This is a genomic window from Pedobacter sp. UYP24, from assembly GCF_054057295.1.
In genome coordinates, this window is record NZ_JBSRZD010000002.1 from 103,712 (window position 1) to 117,892 (window position 14,181).

Below are 14,181 nucleotides of genomic sequence, written 5' to 3' on the forward strand. Positions count from 1 at the left end.
CCAAAAACTGCCTCGCTAAAGCTTTCCAGCCTTTTCAGCCTCAGTAAATCTATCAAAATCGTAAAGCGTTAGCATAACCCCAAAATATCAAATTAAAGCTTTAATTTAGCCTCACATGCAATTTGACCCGGAAAATGCCGTAAATAAACTATGTGCCGATGGCATGATGCTAGAAGGTGAATCCAAACCAGCTGAAGCGGCAGCGCTGTTCCTTCAGGCCTGGAAAATAGCGGCAAATGCCACCGAGAAGTTTACCGCCGCGCATTATGTCGCCCGGCATCAAACTAGTATTGAGGACAAACTAAAATGGGATGAGATAGCGCTAAAATTCGCATTGGAAGTGGAACACGCGGAAATACAGCACGTTTATCCCTCCCTATATCTAAACATTGCCAAATGCCATGAAGATTTGAATGATCTCTTGCAAGCCGCTGAAAATTATCAAATAGCTCTTCATTATGCGGATTCGTTACCGAACGATGGTTATAGTAATATGATCCGCTCGGGTATAAACAGCGGTATAACACGGGTTCAGACGGCATGAATTATCCTAAACTCTATTTCTATCGGCGGATCGTCCAGGCCAAGCTATTCATCGATCAGCATTACGCCGAGAATATTGAATTGTTTAAAATCGCTGACGAAGCCTATTATTCCAAGTTCCATTTTATCCGCCAGTTCAAAAAGACCTATCAACAAACACCGCATCAATATGTCATGACCGTCCGCATCAATAAAGCCATGAAACTGCTGGCCACTGGCATGCCCGTAGCTGAAGCCTGCAAAGCAGTCGGCTTTGAAGAACTCAGTTCCTTCAGCCGTTTGTTCAAACGCAGGACCGGCCTCAATCCCTCCGCTTATCAAAGCCAGCAGCAACACCTCCAGCAACAAATCGCCCAAACGCCATTAAGCGTTGTACCGCATTGCTTCGCCTTCCAGTACGGCTGGGTTGAAAAAGAGCAATTTCCGACAAATAAAGTCTAAGTTTTTAGCCGTTTATTTGTGTTATGATCACACGCATGACCCATATGAACATTTATGTTCTCGACCAAAACAGCGCCCTTGACTTCTATACTAACAAGTTGGGCCTCAAAGTTATTATCGACGCTCCCATGAACGAACATGCCCGCTGGCTGACCGTTGGCTCGCCCGAACAACCCGGCTTCGAGATCAACCTCACGCCTATCCATGAAAGTATTTTAAAATCAAAAGGTTCCGTAGAGGCGCTAAAGGAACTGGTTAAACAAGGCACCTTTGGCGTTGGCATCTTTACCTGCACCGATATTATGGCCACCTACGAAGAAATGAAAGGCAAAGGCGTGGAATTCATTAAGCCACCCACCAAAGAATTTTACGGTACTGAAGCCTTGTTTAAAGACGATTCAGGTAACTGGTTTTCTTTAGCGCAATTAGTACCCGTTCCATGAAAAACCTATTCGACCAATACACCCGGACGGAAGTCAGGGCCCGCATTAACAAACTAAACGAACACAGCCAGCCCGAATGGGGTCAGATGAACGTTTATCAAATGATCAAACATTGCGTTATGTGGGAAGAAATGCTATCGGGCAAAACCCTGTATAAGCAATCCTTCCTCGGCAAACTCGTTGGCAAATTCGCACTGAAAGACATGCTCAAAGATGAACCCGCCAAACATAACCTGCCTACCGTACCGTCCTTTAAAATCACCGGCAATGGTGATGTAGAAAAAGTGAAAGCCGAATGGCTCAGCTTAATGGCGGAACATGATCACCGGGAACCGGAAGGCTTCCTCCATCCTTTTTTCGGCAAACTCACCGCTGAACAAGCCGGTAAAATGGCCTATAAACATATAGACCACCATTTACGCCAGTTCCATGAATAAGATCAATTTGACCGCCTATTACGCTACCATCAAAAAGAAAACCGGCAAAACACCGGCTGACTTCAAAGAACTGGCTATCGGCCAAGGCTACTTCGAGAGTGGGGTTTTAAAAACTTCAGTCAAAGCGGCGGAAGTAATCGCCTGGCTAAAAGCCGATTTTAATTTGGGCCACGGACATGGTCTGGCGATTTATCATAGTTTGAAAGATGCTGAATAGCCTATTAGCCGAAGATAACAGAATGAACAGCAAAAAATACCGCAACTACCAAAACCCCTATTGTAAGGGTCTCGTAGGTACAGTATTGACGTTTTTCGCTCATTACTTGGAGATTCTGATGAACGAGACCACCTGATTCCGGGGCAAGCATTACTTGCGTTATTAAAATTTAGTCCCTTTTAATAAAAGTACCTTTTTCATCAAATATCAAATCGCCGCCTTTAATTTCTGCCTCATACATTGTTTTCCCGCAGCATCTGTAACTTTACCTGCTTGTTTAATTTTTTTGGCCTTTGTAATGTGCCTTAACATACGTCGCTATTGATGCGGGTAAGGAGCTAACCGGTATAGCTCTAACAATTTCAACAAATGCAGCTGCGGGGGTAAACATTACGGAGTTATCCTCGCCCGATTTACCGCCCCAATTGGCTTCGTAGTTTCCTTTTTCTTTTTCCCAGCTAGCTTTAGTGGCCTTCGGGTATATACTCATTAAAGCGGATTTAACAGACTGTGGTACATCCTTGCTTTTCAAGTCTTGCGTCATTGCGCTGCTTGTAGAATCAGGGCAACGCCCATTAAAAACATTTTTCTAATGATTCTTTGTTTTTTAATAAAAAAAACACTATTCTGTAGAAAACTTGTTTAGTTTTTGTAGCAAAGATGTGTTGGTCATATCGGATTTAATTTCTAGTATATTCGTTAATTAAACCAAAACCAAATTACATGCAAACCACAGAACAAATAGCCTACAGGCTGGTGTCCTTATGCCGTGAAGATAAAAATCTTGATTGTATTAGACAATTATATGCAGAAAATGCCACGAGCACTGAATCTAATACTGTAAATCCGGACGAGATGCTATATTACAGAAGAACATTAACTGGTTTAATTCTGTAGAAACACTGCACAGTACCGTTATTTCCGAGCCCATCGTTACAGGCAATTTTTTCGCACTCACCATGGATATAGATGCTACTTATAAACAGCATGGTCGTTTTATCATGCGTGAAATTGGTATTTATGAAGTAAGAGATGGTAAGATTATTAGCGACCGGTTCTTCTATAATATGTAAATAGTATAATTTCTAATAGTGTTAGAAGCGGAAGTATTACCTTTCCGCATTTCAGTAATATCTATGCGCCGCTCGATAGTGTAGAAATTAATACAGGATTGGATTAAACCGTTGAATAAATGATTCAAATTAGGATAACCTTGGATTTGGCATAGAACTAAAGAAGTCAAATATCTAATTTATTAATTATCAGATATTGACATTTTATCTCTAGTAGAGTAAAAGTGGGTGGAACATGCTACAAATATCATCAAAGTTTATAGCTGATTTGAAGCAATTGGCCGATTTGCCGAAAAAAATCAAGGAGTATGACGAGTTGTTAAAAGCCCATAATTGAGGTTTTTGTAGTGATTTTATTGGCGATTAAATTGTAAAAAAACATCCATAGTAGAGATATGAATTGCTCTACTATCGATGTTTTACATCACTTTATCTCTACTATGGTATATCTTACAATTCTTTAATTAAATTAAAAACCTGAGTTTGTTTTTTGAAAAACTTATTAAAGATTGCATACTCAAAGCCTACTTAGTAAGCAATCAGACATGCTTTAATTTCGCTTCTAAACTTAAGGTAGTATGCGGCACCGCCCGCAACCGCTCTTCCGGAATCAGTTTGCCTGTTTCACGACAAATACCATAAGTCTTATTTTGAATCCGCAATAACGCAGCTTCGAGTTGCTCAATGAATTTCTTTTGACGTCCTGCCAGCTGATTGGTCTGTTCCTTTTCAAAAGTGGCCGAGCCATCTTCCAGCGTCTTGCCGGCAATGGCTGCATCATCGCCGTTAGAGTTCGCCGCGCTTAGCGATCCCGCAAGCTCGTTCAATTCTTCACGCGCTACACGGATCTTTTCTTCGATCAATTGCTTAAATTCTCCTAGCTCGTTGTCGTTATATTTCGTTTTTATCATTTTCCCTTGGAGTAAAGCTTATCAACACTAAACAACGATTTTAGTTTAAAATTAAAATTACGACTAACTTTACGCAGGTATTAAACCGCTATTAGCTTTACCGGACAGCTATTGATCTTTATATACTTATATGAACCCAACAATTGAGGCCCTGTTTACCGGGCCAACATTAATAGTAGCACTTTTAATTTTTGCCAACTTCAACAAGGTAAATATTAAAGCCAATAGATGGCTGGGCGTATTTGTTCTGCTCATCTTCTTCATTCAGTTGGGTGTACTTTATGATAAAACTCATACAATTGGCGAAAATCCGCCAGTTATTGATGTAATTAACCTGGCCAATTATATTATAGCACCCGTATTTTACTTTAGCATTGTTTATTACGTAGAACCCAGCCGTAGATGGCGAAGGCGCGATAACCTTCATTTTTTATTTGGCGGGGTTATACTGCTCTTAACCATCATTACATTTTTTATGCCCGCAAACCCGGTAATTACTCCAAATGAGAAGGAACTGGAGGCAAAAGCAATAATGATATTTAATGCAATTTTTAGCTTACAAGTGCTTACTTACTGTTTTGTTTCGTATTACAGAATTACTAAATACCAGAAAAATCTTTTAATATATGCATCTAACACCTACCAAATAAACCTGCACTGGCTGAAAAAAATTGTTATCTGTGTAGTGCTTATTGCGGTATTTTGGTTAGTTGATATAATATTTCGAATTTCTGAAAACTCTTTATTGTTTGATTATAGTTCCACCTTGATGTATTTTATTGGCGTTTGCTACATCGCATATAATACCCTGCTGCAAAAGGAAATATTTTTGTTTAATACCGAAGAAAAACAACAGCTCGCTGCCATTATTGATGAAGCAGAAAACGAAACGGAGATTAAAAAGAAACTAATAACAGATGAGAAACTCGCGGAGTATGTTCAAGCACTCAAACAGCTGATGGATGCACAAAAGCCTCATCTGGATGACGAGATCAGCTTGATACGACTCGCAGAGCAATTTAAGACATCACCCCATTTGCTTTCCTACATTATTAATTCAGGTTTCCAGGAAAATTTTTTTCAATTCATCAACAGGCACCGTGTTGACGAAGCCAAGAGAATGATCCTCGACCCTAAAATGAGCTACCTGAGCCTGGTAGGTATAGCTTATGAAGCGGGATTCAGTTCAAAAACGGTATTTAACACCACCTTCAAAAAAATCACTGGCCAAACCCCTACCGATTTTAGAAAAACTCATAATTAATTGGTTTACAATAAAATTCATGATGTTCGGATTCATAAGTTAGAACATTTGTGCCTCACATATACTGCAATTTTGCTATCGCGATCCCAATGGTATGTACCAATAAACGGACATCGCGTTAAAATAAAGTATATGAAAAAATTATCAATGTTATTATTATTAAGTGCCGGCTTACTCTTTTCATGTAAAAAGAATAAACCGATCAGCCCCGATTCAGTTAAAGAAACCTTAGTAAATGTGGGCAACCATAACCTCATGACTTATAGCGTGATCAAAAACTCAAAATACCTGGTAGTTTTAGAATCAGGCCTTGGCGATGGTCATGAATCATGGAACCCAACCGGGAAATCGGCTGATATTTTGGAATTGGCAAACGACATTCAATCAGATATTGTCCTGTATGACAGGGGCGGCTACGGAAAATCGGGCAATGGCCTAGCTCCGAGGGACATTAACCAGCTGCGCACCGAACTGGAAAAGGTAATCGAGAACCTATCAGGCGGAAGAAAAGTAGTATTGGTTGGGCATTCAGTTGGCGGCCTTATCACTCGCGATTATGCTATCAAAAATTCATCAAAAACAGCCGGATTGCTATTTGTCGATCCTTCTCATGAAAGCTTTAACCAACCTACTCAGGCCATTGAAGACCAGATATACGGCGTATTTTCATCTGCTTATGGCGTCAACTCGGGCGCTGCTACCGAAGCGCGCCAACTTATAGAGGATCTGCAATACACTGCTACTTTGCCAAATCTGCCAAATATCCCCGTAATTGTGTTGACCAGTATGAAGCACGATGATGCGAATAATATAACAGACGCCACTTATCATAAAACCCGGCAGGACTGGTATAATGCTCATGAATTATTAAAACGTGGTGTAAACGACTTTACCCATGTTACCACAACGGCTGCCGGCCATTATATTCATCAGGAAGATCCTGATCTTTTTTTAAAAAATTTAAAGCTTTTATTATCCAAACTACCTTAAAATAAGTAGTATAGGTTGTAAGTGGTGATAGTGCTTTAGTATGTATACGAGGAATTTCGAATACCTAATATATTAATTATCAGATATTTGAATTTTATCTATAGTAGAGTAAAACGGGGTTGCCTATCGGTACAAATATCATCAAAGTTTATCGCTGATTTGAAGCGATTGGCCGATTTACCGGAAAAAATCAAGGAATATAACGAACTCATAAAAGACCATAATTGGGGGTTTTGCAATGATTAATTTGTCAATTAAATCGAAATAAAAACATCCATAGTAGAGATATGAATTACTCTACTATGGATATTGTATATCACTTTATCTTTACTATGGTAGAGCTTACCACTCGTTTAGCTCTAACAGCAACCCTTTGAATAAAAAGCAGAAGGCCAGCCGCCACGATACGAAGTCCGCATTTTAAAGGTTATTCCTAAGTGAGTTGTCGGTGCATATGCAACCTATAAAATAGTTTATTTCATCGCATCGTTAACAACCTGGCTATCTACAAACTGTTCCATACGGATTACTCTGCCGCTCTTCAATTGCCAAAGATGAACAACCCTTGCCTCAAAATATTTGTTAGTTTCTTTGTAAGTACCCGAATAGGCTCCATAAGCAGCTATTTTATCTCCGCTGGCAACATAATCGTCTATGTCTACCCGATAACCTATCCATTCGGTGGCCAAGCGCTTAAACACGTTCGATACAATGGCATTAAAACCTATATAAGTACCGGCGTAAGGAAATCCGTTAGCCTCAATCCATTGAGCGTTCTCATCCAAAAAGTCTTTAAGATTAGCCGAATTTTCTTCCGCTGTACCCTGATAGGTGCTTTTTACGATCTCTAAATTTGTCATTTTTCGCAATTTAAAAGCATTTTACCATTTCATTTCGCCGGTATTCACTTTCGCACCGATCTGCAAAGCAGTTTCAAACGCCAGGTTAGGATATTTTGCTTTGATCGTCCTAATCAATTCAACAGATGTTTTATTGGTTTTTAAGGCTTGTTGATAGAATTGTAAATATTCTTCTGTAAATTTTACAGACTTGAGATCAAAAGAAGAAGTGCCTGTACCATGCGCGGGAATCACGATCACCGGTTGCAATGCTTCTGTTTTTTTTAGTGCAATCAGCCATTTACCATTCGGATCTATTTCCGTAGCTTCTTTATCCTCTGCCATCCATAAATGGAAGTTGTCACCAAAAACGTTAATGCCGCCAACTACCGCTTTAATAGCCGGTATCCAGATAAATGTCCGGTCAGGAAACTGGTCTAAGCCGATGACCTCTAATTTTTGTCCTTCCAACTCCAGGCTGCTGCCCTTTAATACTTGCGGCAATACAATGTTTTTAGTGATGGCGTCACCTACCTGGGCTCCCCATACATCCAGTTTTTTCTGCGCGGTTGCTTTGATATGTGCTACGGTGGCTGCTGTTGCATAAACCGTTACCCGCGGAAAATATTTTTTAAATACTTCCAGCCCGAAATAATAATCAGGATCGCCATGTGATATATAAATGGCTGTTAATTTCTTTCCGGTTTCTTTCAGCTCATGGGCCACGTTCTCAGCATCAGCCAGTGTAAACTGTGCATCGATCAGTATCGCATCCTTTTTGCCGGAAACAATTACAGAAGCGACGCCAATACCGGCCTCGTTGGCATGATAAACTTTTAATTGTAAAGGTTGCGCATCAATTATTTTAATGCTTTGCGCCTGGGTTTCCATAGTAGAAATGCTGGTTAAGATGAATAATACGGGTGATAATACGTTCAGAATTTTCATTGTTTGATTATTGATTAACAATACAAATATCCTAACTACCGACCTGCGAAAGATTGAACAAGTTCAATAAATGAATAGCCGACTTATTTTTTTTGAACGATCTTCTTCCTAATCTTACTTAAAAACTCATGAGATATACCTAAGTATGCAGCAATTTGCACATTAGTGAGCCGCCCGGCGATATTAGGGTATTTGGAAAGAAATTCAATATAGCGCTCGTCAGCGGTTTTGCTTAGGGCACCCAGCATCCTGCGCTGCAGGGCAACGAAAGTTTTTTGCCCCATGATCCGGAAAAGGCGCTCTACCTGGGGCAGATCTGCGTATAATGCTTCTTTATCTTTTTTTCCGATAAGCAATATTTCACTGTCTTCCAGCGCTTCGATACTCAATTGTGCGGGAAGTTGGTTTGTAAAACTGTCTATATCACCTATCCACCAATCTTCAACGGCAAAATAGAGGATATTCATCGTTCCATTAGCATCGGTATGAAAGACTTTGAAGCAGCCCTTGTTGACAAAAGCCTCAAATCGACAGATGTCACCAGCTTTCAACAAGAATTGCTTTTTCTTGATCTCTTTCAAGATGAATGGTTTGCAGAACCGCGACATTTCATCCGCTGAAAGGTGAATATGCTTGGCTACGTTTTTTTGAAGGAGGCCTGTCATTGGATAACAAATTTACGCTTATCAAATTAAAAAAGAACATAGTTCAAGTACTATGGAACGACTGGTCAAGCTTTTTGGCTTTTTTGAGATTAAAGTAGTAAAATCGATTTGATCACCTTGGATGAAAATTATGGTGTCTATAAAAGATAATCGAAATTAATTTATTTAGCCAGAAGTCAAAATCCAAAAGATATTCAACCGCTGGTACTTTACATTAGTTAACTCTGGTACCTTTTTAGGTACCAATTAGCTTTTAATTTTGTTCAATTCAAATGAATAAATCAAAAACTATTGCCATGAAAATAACTAATTTAATCTCAGGTCTTTTAATTTGCGTAAGCACAGCCCAGCTTCACGCGCAAACCACCGATAAAAATGCAGCACCAATTAAAGAAAATTTAATTACCTCACATCATACAATCCTTGAACAGGCATTACCAAGTAAAGCGTTCAAGAACAAATCGGTAGAAATGTTGATAGTTGATCTTCCGCCATTAAGCACGTCGATAGCTCACCGTCACCCGTATCCTACGTTTGGCTATGTGGTATCAGGTGAAATTGCTTCTGTGTTTGAAGGGAAAAAACATGTTTATAAGGCGGGAGATTCATTTTACGAAACACCCCAGGGTTTACACGGTGGATCATGGAATGAAAGCGCTACTGTTCCTGCTAAATTGTTGGTTTTTTATGTGAAGGAAAAAAACAAAACAAATTATATACCAGAGAAAAAATAATTAGGTTCTATCGTGGAGAGTGGCTAACCGTAGCTTTCTCCACGATTTTTCACTGAAAGTAATGGCAGTTTATTGGTTAACGATCTGGAATGTTGGAGCAATTATTACTGCCCCGTTGTACAATCCCTGATGATACCGATTGCAACAACTATTTTTTCGGGGGTTAAACTGGCAAACCCAAATCGTATTGCATTGTGTCTTTGGTTTTCATTCCTATAATAGGCTGAACCAGTGAAAAAAAGCCCCTTTGCCCTTGCTTTTTCAAGTACTGTTTTTAATGGATATTGTTGCTTAAACTTTATCCAGATGGCAAGGCCTCCCTGGGGTTTACTAAATTCTACAACCTCTCCGAGTTGCTCGGCCAAAAGCTTGCAAGTGAGGTCACAACGACGACTATAGATCTTAAGTGATCTTTTGATATGGCGCGCCAATTCGCCAGTAGTTATCATTGTAGCCAAAGCATCTTCCATCAGGGTATCGCCCCGCAGATCCATTAACTTTCTTAAATAAATGGCCTGTTCCACGAAATTAGCGGAGGCAATCAGGTAGCCGAGTCTGAAGTTCGGTGCCAAAAGCTTGGTATAGGAGCCTACATAAATGATATTTCCTCCATGATCGCCAGCTGCTAATGGTATCACCGGACTGTTTTGATAATGGAAATCATAATCATAGTCGTCTTCGATCACTGGAATACCAAATTCTTTGATCAACTGCAGGAGCTTGATCCTTCTGGCAGTACTCATGGTTACTGTTGTTGGGTGATGATGGTGGGGGATAATGTAAAGCAGGCTTATCGCAGTTGTTTTTAACAGCTTTTCTATAACATCAACATCCATCCCATGCGAATCGGCCGGCACACGGATCAGCTTTGCACCTATGGACGTAAAAACATCATCGGCGATAAGGTAGCTGGGGTCACTTACCAATACCTGGTCGCCGGGTTTCAGGATCAGTGATGCGGCAATATATATGGCCATTTGTGCACCCCTGGTAATGATGATGTTTTCTTCGGTAATGTTTAGTCCCCTTGTTTCATTCAGGAAGGAACAACTGGCCGTTCTAAGTGCAGCGCTTCTACCCGCATTGCTTAAAGACAATATACTGGTAACTTTTTTTCCGTTTAATTGCCTGCGGCATAATTTAAAAAGGAGATCAAATGGGGCAAGATCAATATCCGGGAAACCGTCATTGACGATCAAACCGTTAGTAACCGGCACAACTTTAAGTTTATCAATTATCGCATGTCTCGTAAATTGAAACTTTGCCGGTTTAGCAAATGAGGCCTGTGCATTCGCCTTGTTAAAAGTACGGGGTTTTATTTCCGGCAAATTAAGTGCTACCTGCGTTCCTTTTCGCGGAATGGTCTCTATCCAGTTTTGTGCGGAGAGTTCTTCATATGCAGCGATAATTGTATTGCGATGTACGCCCATTATTTGAGCGAGTTCTCTTGTTCCCGGAAGCCTGTTTCCTGCATGCAAAAATCCCTGCTGTATCAGGCCGATCACTTGAATATAGATCTGCTTATAAAATGGTGTGGGACTTTCATGGTCGATTACCACTAATGTTTTATAAGGTATCATATCTTATAAAGGTATAATTTAATCTGGTACGCAATAGTAGTTAAGTCTGGTACCTTATACCGTACCAGATAAATATTAACTTTGTAGAACAAATTACAAGTAATGAATATGAAAAACACATTTGATATTCCCCAACTTTTTCTACGCCTGGCTCTTGGTATAGGTTTCCTGCTTCCGGTTATGGACCGGTTTGGCTGGCTTGGAGCAGCGGGTGTACACGGCAACGCGTGGGGTAACTGGGACAACTTTGTAAGCTACACCAATGCGCTGATGCCTTATTTGCCGAAATTCTTAGCCAATATAATGGCGATTATGGCCACCACTGCTGAAATAGTATTTGGTGTTACGTTGCTCATTGGTTTTAAAATTAGGCTTGCTGCATTTGGCAGTTTCTTGTTAACATTGATTTTTGCGTTGAGCATGTTTATATTTTCAGGACCCCGGATACCTTTTAACTACTCGGTATTTGTAGATAGCGCTGCCGCACTTTTATTGGCCTATATCCCGGCTTACAGGTGGAGTATTTCATATTGATATCAATATGATCCTACATAAAGCAATAACAAAAACAGATATTGAGCGCTGCCGCAATGTGATCATAGGATTACGGCCGGAGCTATCCACAGAAAATTACATAGAAAAGGTATGGGAAATGATACAGGAAGGATATGAACTTCATTTCATTCTTGATGACGAAACCGATAATGCAACTTGCTTTATCGGTTTCCGCACTTTTCAAATGTTGCGTACCGGCAAGATGATCTATATAGATGACCTTTTTACCTTACCTGAATACCGCGGAAAAGGATATGCCGGAATGTTGCTGGACCACGTCGAACAGCTTGCGCTTAAAAACGGCGCAAGTAGCTTACACCTCGACAGCGGTTATTCGAGACATGATGCTCATAGATTATACTTGAATAAAGGCTACATTATGGAATGTCAACATTTCGCTAAACAAATAATAAACCAGCCTTAATATAAATTAACCGGGGAATCGCTTATTTATCGTTAATCGCTGTTCGTTCGATCCATTTCATAAACGCCACCCAATAGTCATCAATATATTTTTGTGTACGCGGGTTATTAATCTTACCGTCTTTGTCTAACACGTTAACAATCTCTTCCAAATAAAATTCTGGTTGTTGCATTGTCGGCGTGTTGATATACATTAAAACCTGTCGTAAATGATTAACGGCCCCGAAAGCCCCAAGGCGAAAAGGTGTACAACCAATTACTCCTGCCGGCTTTCCGTACCAGCTATTCTGTCCGCTCGGGCGAGAACCCCAATCAATTGCATTTTTTACGACAGGAGAATACGAACGGTTATATTCGGGTGTAGCAAATAAAATTGCATCTGCTTCCTGTATAGCACTTCTTAGGTCAATTACAGATTTCGGTAAATCAGTTTCCAGATCTTCGTTTATTAGGGGAAGGCCTGAGATGTCTATGATTTCAAAATCTGCTGCTGCCGGTACACTTTTCTCAAATGCTTTAAGCAATTTTAGCGTATAGGACTCCTTGCGTAAACTGCCACTTATTGCGATTATTTTATATTTCATGGTGCATATTTAATGAATTACTAAAAATGAGATTTTTGTTATCCCTATTAGGTTGGGTTATTATAAAATAAGAAGTATTTAACCAATAGGTTTTTTAAGGGTTTTAACTCTTAAAATATTAAAACAAAATTAAAAGCTTTTAGTACGATATAAGGTACCAGAAGCAACCATTTTAACCCAATCTTTCTGAAAGCCATTTTATCGTACCTCTGTAAGTTGAAATGGAGTTTCCATTATCTGTACGCTCTTTAAGGTCTTCCATGAAAAAGTCAAACGCTTTGGAAGTCGGAGTTAACTTTCTTTTATCCTCTGTTGAAATTTCAGCTGCTTTAATCAGCTCTGCCGCTTTTATTTCTATTGCAGCTTCCTGATGGTTGATATAACCAAGTGTTTCCAGGTGTTTTGCAAAAGGGTTGTATTGCAAATTTCTTAAAGCATACTCCCAGTCACTTCTTAAAGATTCAGCATTCTTTTCTCTCTCTACACCTTTATACCGGTTGATATCACCATATTTTTTTTGAATCGCTTTGTTTTACGAAAACAAAACTCTCGAAGCTCTACAGGTACCCAAAAGGTAAATTCTATGTACCATTTTTTAGGATTACTGTTTTTGATAGTTGGTTTGGAGAATAGTTTCATAGGTGAATACCCGTTTTTATGTTTGTCCCCTTGGTGTCCCTGATTTGCCCAAAAACAAGGAAAACAGCCTTTAAAGACTGTTTTCAACTATCACGGGTGGAATATGGGGCTCGAACCCACGACCCTCGGTACCACAAACCGATGCTCTAACCAACTGAGCTAAAACCACCATGTGTTTTTCAACGCTACAAAAGTACGATTAAAAACATTTTATTCAAATCTTTTTAAAGTTTCAGCTCTTATTTCTTTTAATCCTTTAAATTTCAGTCTATTGAATTTCTCCCCAAATACTATTGACAATACAAAAATTGCTTTTATGGCTTAAAAACATAGATTTGCTGTAGTTATGATCGAAATTTATACCGACGGAGCAGCAAGTGGAAACCCCGGACCAGGTGGTTATGGCGTTATTCTACGATCCGGAAAGCACTACAAGGAAATTAGCGGCGGATTTAGGATGACCACCAATAACAGAATGGAACTGCTGGCAGTAATTGTTGGTCTTAATTCGATTAAAAGCCCCGGACAAGAGGTTACCATCTTCTCTGACTCTAAATATGTAATTGACTCGGTAGACAAAAAATGGGTATTTGGATGGGTTAAAACAGGCTTTAAAGGAAAAAAGAACAGAGATCTTTGGATGCAGTTTCTGGCCGTCTATAAGCAACATCAGGTTAAGTTTGTTTGGATAAAGGGCCACAATAACCACCCAGAAAATGAACGTTGTGATGTGCTTGCCGTCGCCGCTTCTAAAAACCGTGCAGCTCTTGCGATTGATGCAGAGTTCGAAAAAGAGAGGGATAAGCCATCTCTTTTATAAGTTTCTATACCCTATCCAGTAATTTCATTCAAAAATAATTAGTATGTTTATACATAGTTTTAAATAATCGACTAA

19 protein-coding genes, 1 tRNA gene and 1 pseudogene are annotated in these 14,181 nt (G+C 39.7%); 12 read left to right on the plus strand and 9 right to left on the minus strand.

The window, feature by feature from the left end:
* Positions 1-115 precede the first annotated feature (115 nt).
* The 5 genes from ACVWYN_RS05140 to ACVWYN_RS05160 are packed head-to-tail and all read left to right on the plus strand — an operon-like array spanning position 116 to position 2,081.
* Complete coding sequence (locus tag ACVWYN_RS05140) at positions 116-544, plus strand: hypothetical protein (RefSeq protein WP_457287760.1); 429 nt, start codon at positions 116-118, stop codon at positions 542-544.
* The gene (locus ACVWYN_RS05145; RefSeq protein ID WP_457287761.1) at positions 541-984 is read left to right on the plus strand and encodes a helix-turn-helix domain-containing protein; all 444 of its coding nucleotides are present in this window, start codon (positions 541-543) and stop codon (positions 982-984) included. Before ACVWYN_RS05140 ends, ACVWYN_RS05145 begins: the two co-directional genes overlap by 4 nt.
* A gap of 23 nt (positions 985-1,007) precedes the next feature.
* Positions 1,008-1,427 (plus strand): VOC family protein, encoded by a 420-nt coding sequence (locus ACVWYN_RS05150; RefSeq protein WP_457287762.1) that lies wholly within the window; start codon positions 1,008-1,010, stop codon positions 1,425-1,427.
* Positions 1,424-1,864 (plus strand): DUF1569 domain-containing protein, encoded by a 441-nt coding sequence (locus ACVWYN_RS05155; RefSeq protein WP_457287763.1) that lies wholly within the window; start codon positions 1,424-1,426, stop codon positions 1,862-1,864. The genes ACVWYN_RS05150 and ACVWYN_RS05155 overlap by 4 nt, the downstream gene beginning before the upstream one ends.
* Positions 1,857-2,081 (plus strand): DUF4287 domain-containing protein, encoded by a 225-nt coding sequence (locus tag ACVWYN_RS05160; protein ID WP_457287764.1) that lies wholly within the window; start codon positions 1,857-1,859, stop codon positions 2,079-2,081. Before ACVWYN_RS05155 ends, ACVWYN_RS05160 begins: the two co-directional genes overlap by 8 nt.
* A gap of 277 nt (positions 2,082-2,358) precedes the next feature.
* Here the strand turns inward: ACVWYN_RS05160 and ACVWYN_RS05165 are convergent, their stop codons facing one another.
* Positions 2,359-2,571, minus strand: a complete 213-nt coding sequence (locus ACVWYN_RS05165; protein WP_457287765.1) for a hypothetical protein — start codon at positions 2,569-2,571, stop codon at positions 2,359-2,361.
* Between the two features lie 367 nt (positions 2,572-2,938).
* Here ACVWYN_RS05165 and ACVWYN_RS05170 point away from each other — a divergent pair.
* Positions 2,939-3,154: pseudogene (locus tag ACVWYN_RS05170) on the plus strand (SnoaL-like domain-containing protein); the annotation flags it as partial.
* 539 nt (positions 3,155-3,693) lie between these two features.
* On the opposite strand, the gene ACVWYN_RS05175 reads toward ACVWYN_RS05170, so the two are convergent.
* Entirely contained in the window at positions 3,694-4,065 is a 372-nt protein-coding gene (locus ACVWYN_RS05175) for a TraR/DksA family transcriptional regulator (protein WP_457287766.1), read from the minus strand.
* 130 nt (positions 4,066-4,195) lie between these two features.
* On the opposite strand from ACVWYN_RS05175, the gene ACVWYN_RS05180 reads away from it, so the two are divergent.
* Both ACVWYN_RS05180 and ACVWYN_RS05185 read left to right on the plus strand, forming a co-directional pair.
* Positions 4,196-5,329, plus strand: a complete 1,134-nt coding sequence (locus ACVWYN_RS05180) for a helix-turn-helix domain-containing protein (RefSeq protein WP_457287767.1) — start codon at positions 4,196-4,198, stop codon at positions 5,327-5,329.
* Between the two features lie 132 nt (positions 5,330-5,461).
* Positions 5,462-6,319 (plus strand): alpha/beta fold hydrolase, encoded by an 858-nt coding sequence (locus tag ACVWYN_RS05185; protein WP_457287768.1) that lies wholly within the window; start codon positions 5,462-5,464, stop codon positions 6,317-6,319.
* Between the two features lie 473 nt (positions 6,320-6,792).
* Here the strand turns inward: ACVWYN_RS05185 and ACVWYN_RS05190 are convergent, their stop codons facing one another.
* The 3 genes from ACVWYN_RS05190 to ACVWYN_RS05200 all read right to left on the minus strand — a co-directional run bounded on the left by ACVWYN_RS05190 (position 6,793) and on the right by ACVWYN_RS05200 (position 8,771).
* Entirely contained in the window at positions 6,793-7,179 is a 387-nt protein-coding gene (locus tag ACVWYN_RS05190; RefSeq protein ID WP_457287769.1) for a nuclear transport factor 2 family protein, read from the minus strand.
* Positions 7,180-7,200: 21 nt separating this feature from the next.
* A complete protein-coding gene (locus ACVWYN_RS05195) occupies positions 7,201-8,106 on the minus strand; it encodes an MBL fold metallo-hydrolase (protein WP_457287770.1) in 906 nt (301 codons plus the stop codon).
* Positions 8,107-8,189: 83 nt separating this feature from the next.
* Positions 8,190-8,771 (minus strand): Crp/Fnr family transcriptional regulator, encoded by a 582-nt coding sequence (locus ACVWYN_RS05200; protein WP_457287771.1) that lies wholly within the window; start codon positions 8,769-8,771, stop codon positions 8,190-8,192.
* Between the two features lie 272 nt (positions 8,772-9,043).
* On the opposite strand from ACVWYN_RS05200, the gene ACVWYN_RS05205 reads away from it, so the two are divergent.
* Entirely contained in the window at positions 9,044-9,505 is a 462-nt protein-coding gene (locus tag ACVWYN_RS05205) for a cupin domain-containing protein (RefSeq protein WP_457287772.1), read from the plus strand.
* A 104-nt stretch (positions 9,506-9,609) separates the two neighbouring features.
* Here ACVWYN_RS05205 and ACVWYN_RS05210 read toward each other — a convergent pair whose 3' ends face one another.
* Positions 9,610-11,085, minus strand: coding sequence for an aminotransferase-like domain-containing protein (locus tag ACVWYN_RS05210; RefSeq protein ID WP_457287773.1), 1,476 nt, complete (start codon positions 11,083-11,085; stop codon positions 9,610-9,612).
* A gap of 108 nt (positions 11,086-11,193) precedes the next feature.
* Between ACVWYN_RS05210 and ACVWYN_RS05215 the strand changes: the two genes are divergently transcribed.
* A complete protein-coding gene (locus ACVWYN_RS05215; protein ID WP_457287774.1) occupies positions 11,194-11,619 on the plus strand; it encodes a DoxX family membrane protein in 426 nt (141 codons plus the stop codon).
* A 7-nt stretch (positions 11,620-11,626) separates the two neighbouring features.
* Positions 11,627-12,064, plus strand: a complete 438-nt coding sequence (locus ACVWYN_RS05220) for a GNAT family N-acetyltransferase (RefSeq protein WP_457287775.1) — start codon at positions 11,627-11,629, stop codon at positions 12,062-12,064.
* Between the two features lie 22 nt (positions 12,065-12,086).
* On the opposite strand, the gene ACVWYN_RS05225 is transcribed toward ACVWYN_RS05220, so the two are convergent.
* The 3 genes from ACVWYN_RS05225 to ACVWYN_RS05235 all read right to left on the minus strand — a co-directional run bounded on the left by ACVWYN_RS05225 (position 12,087) and on the right by ACVWYN_RS05235 (position 13,456).
* Positions 12,087-12,647, minus strand: coding sequence for an NADPH-dependent FMN reductase (locus ACVWYN_RS05225; RefSeq protein WP_457287776.1), 561 nt, complete (start codon positions 12,645-12,647; stop codon positions 12,087-12,089).
* A 172-nt stretch (positions 12,648-12,819) separates the two neighbouring features.
* Positions 12,820-13,071: a hypothetical protein gene (locus ACVWYN_RS05230; protein WP_457287777.1), complete on the minus strand. Its 252-nt coding sequence runs from the start codon at positions 13,069-13,071 to the stop codon at positions 12,820-12,822.
* Between the two features lie 309 nt (positions 13,072-13,380).
* Positions 13,381-13,456 (minus strand) — tRNA-His (locus ACVWYN_RS05235).
* Between the two features lie 176 nt (positions 13,457-13,632).
* Here ACVWYN_RS05235 and rnhA point away from each other — a divergent pair.
* Entirely contained in the window at positions 13,633-14,106 is a 474-nt protein-coding gene (gene rnhA, locus ACVWYN_RS05240; RefSeq protein WP_457287778.1) for a ribonuclease HI, read from the plus strand.
* Positions 14,107-14,181: the final 75 nt, after the last annotated feature.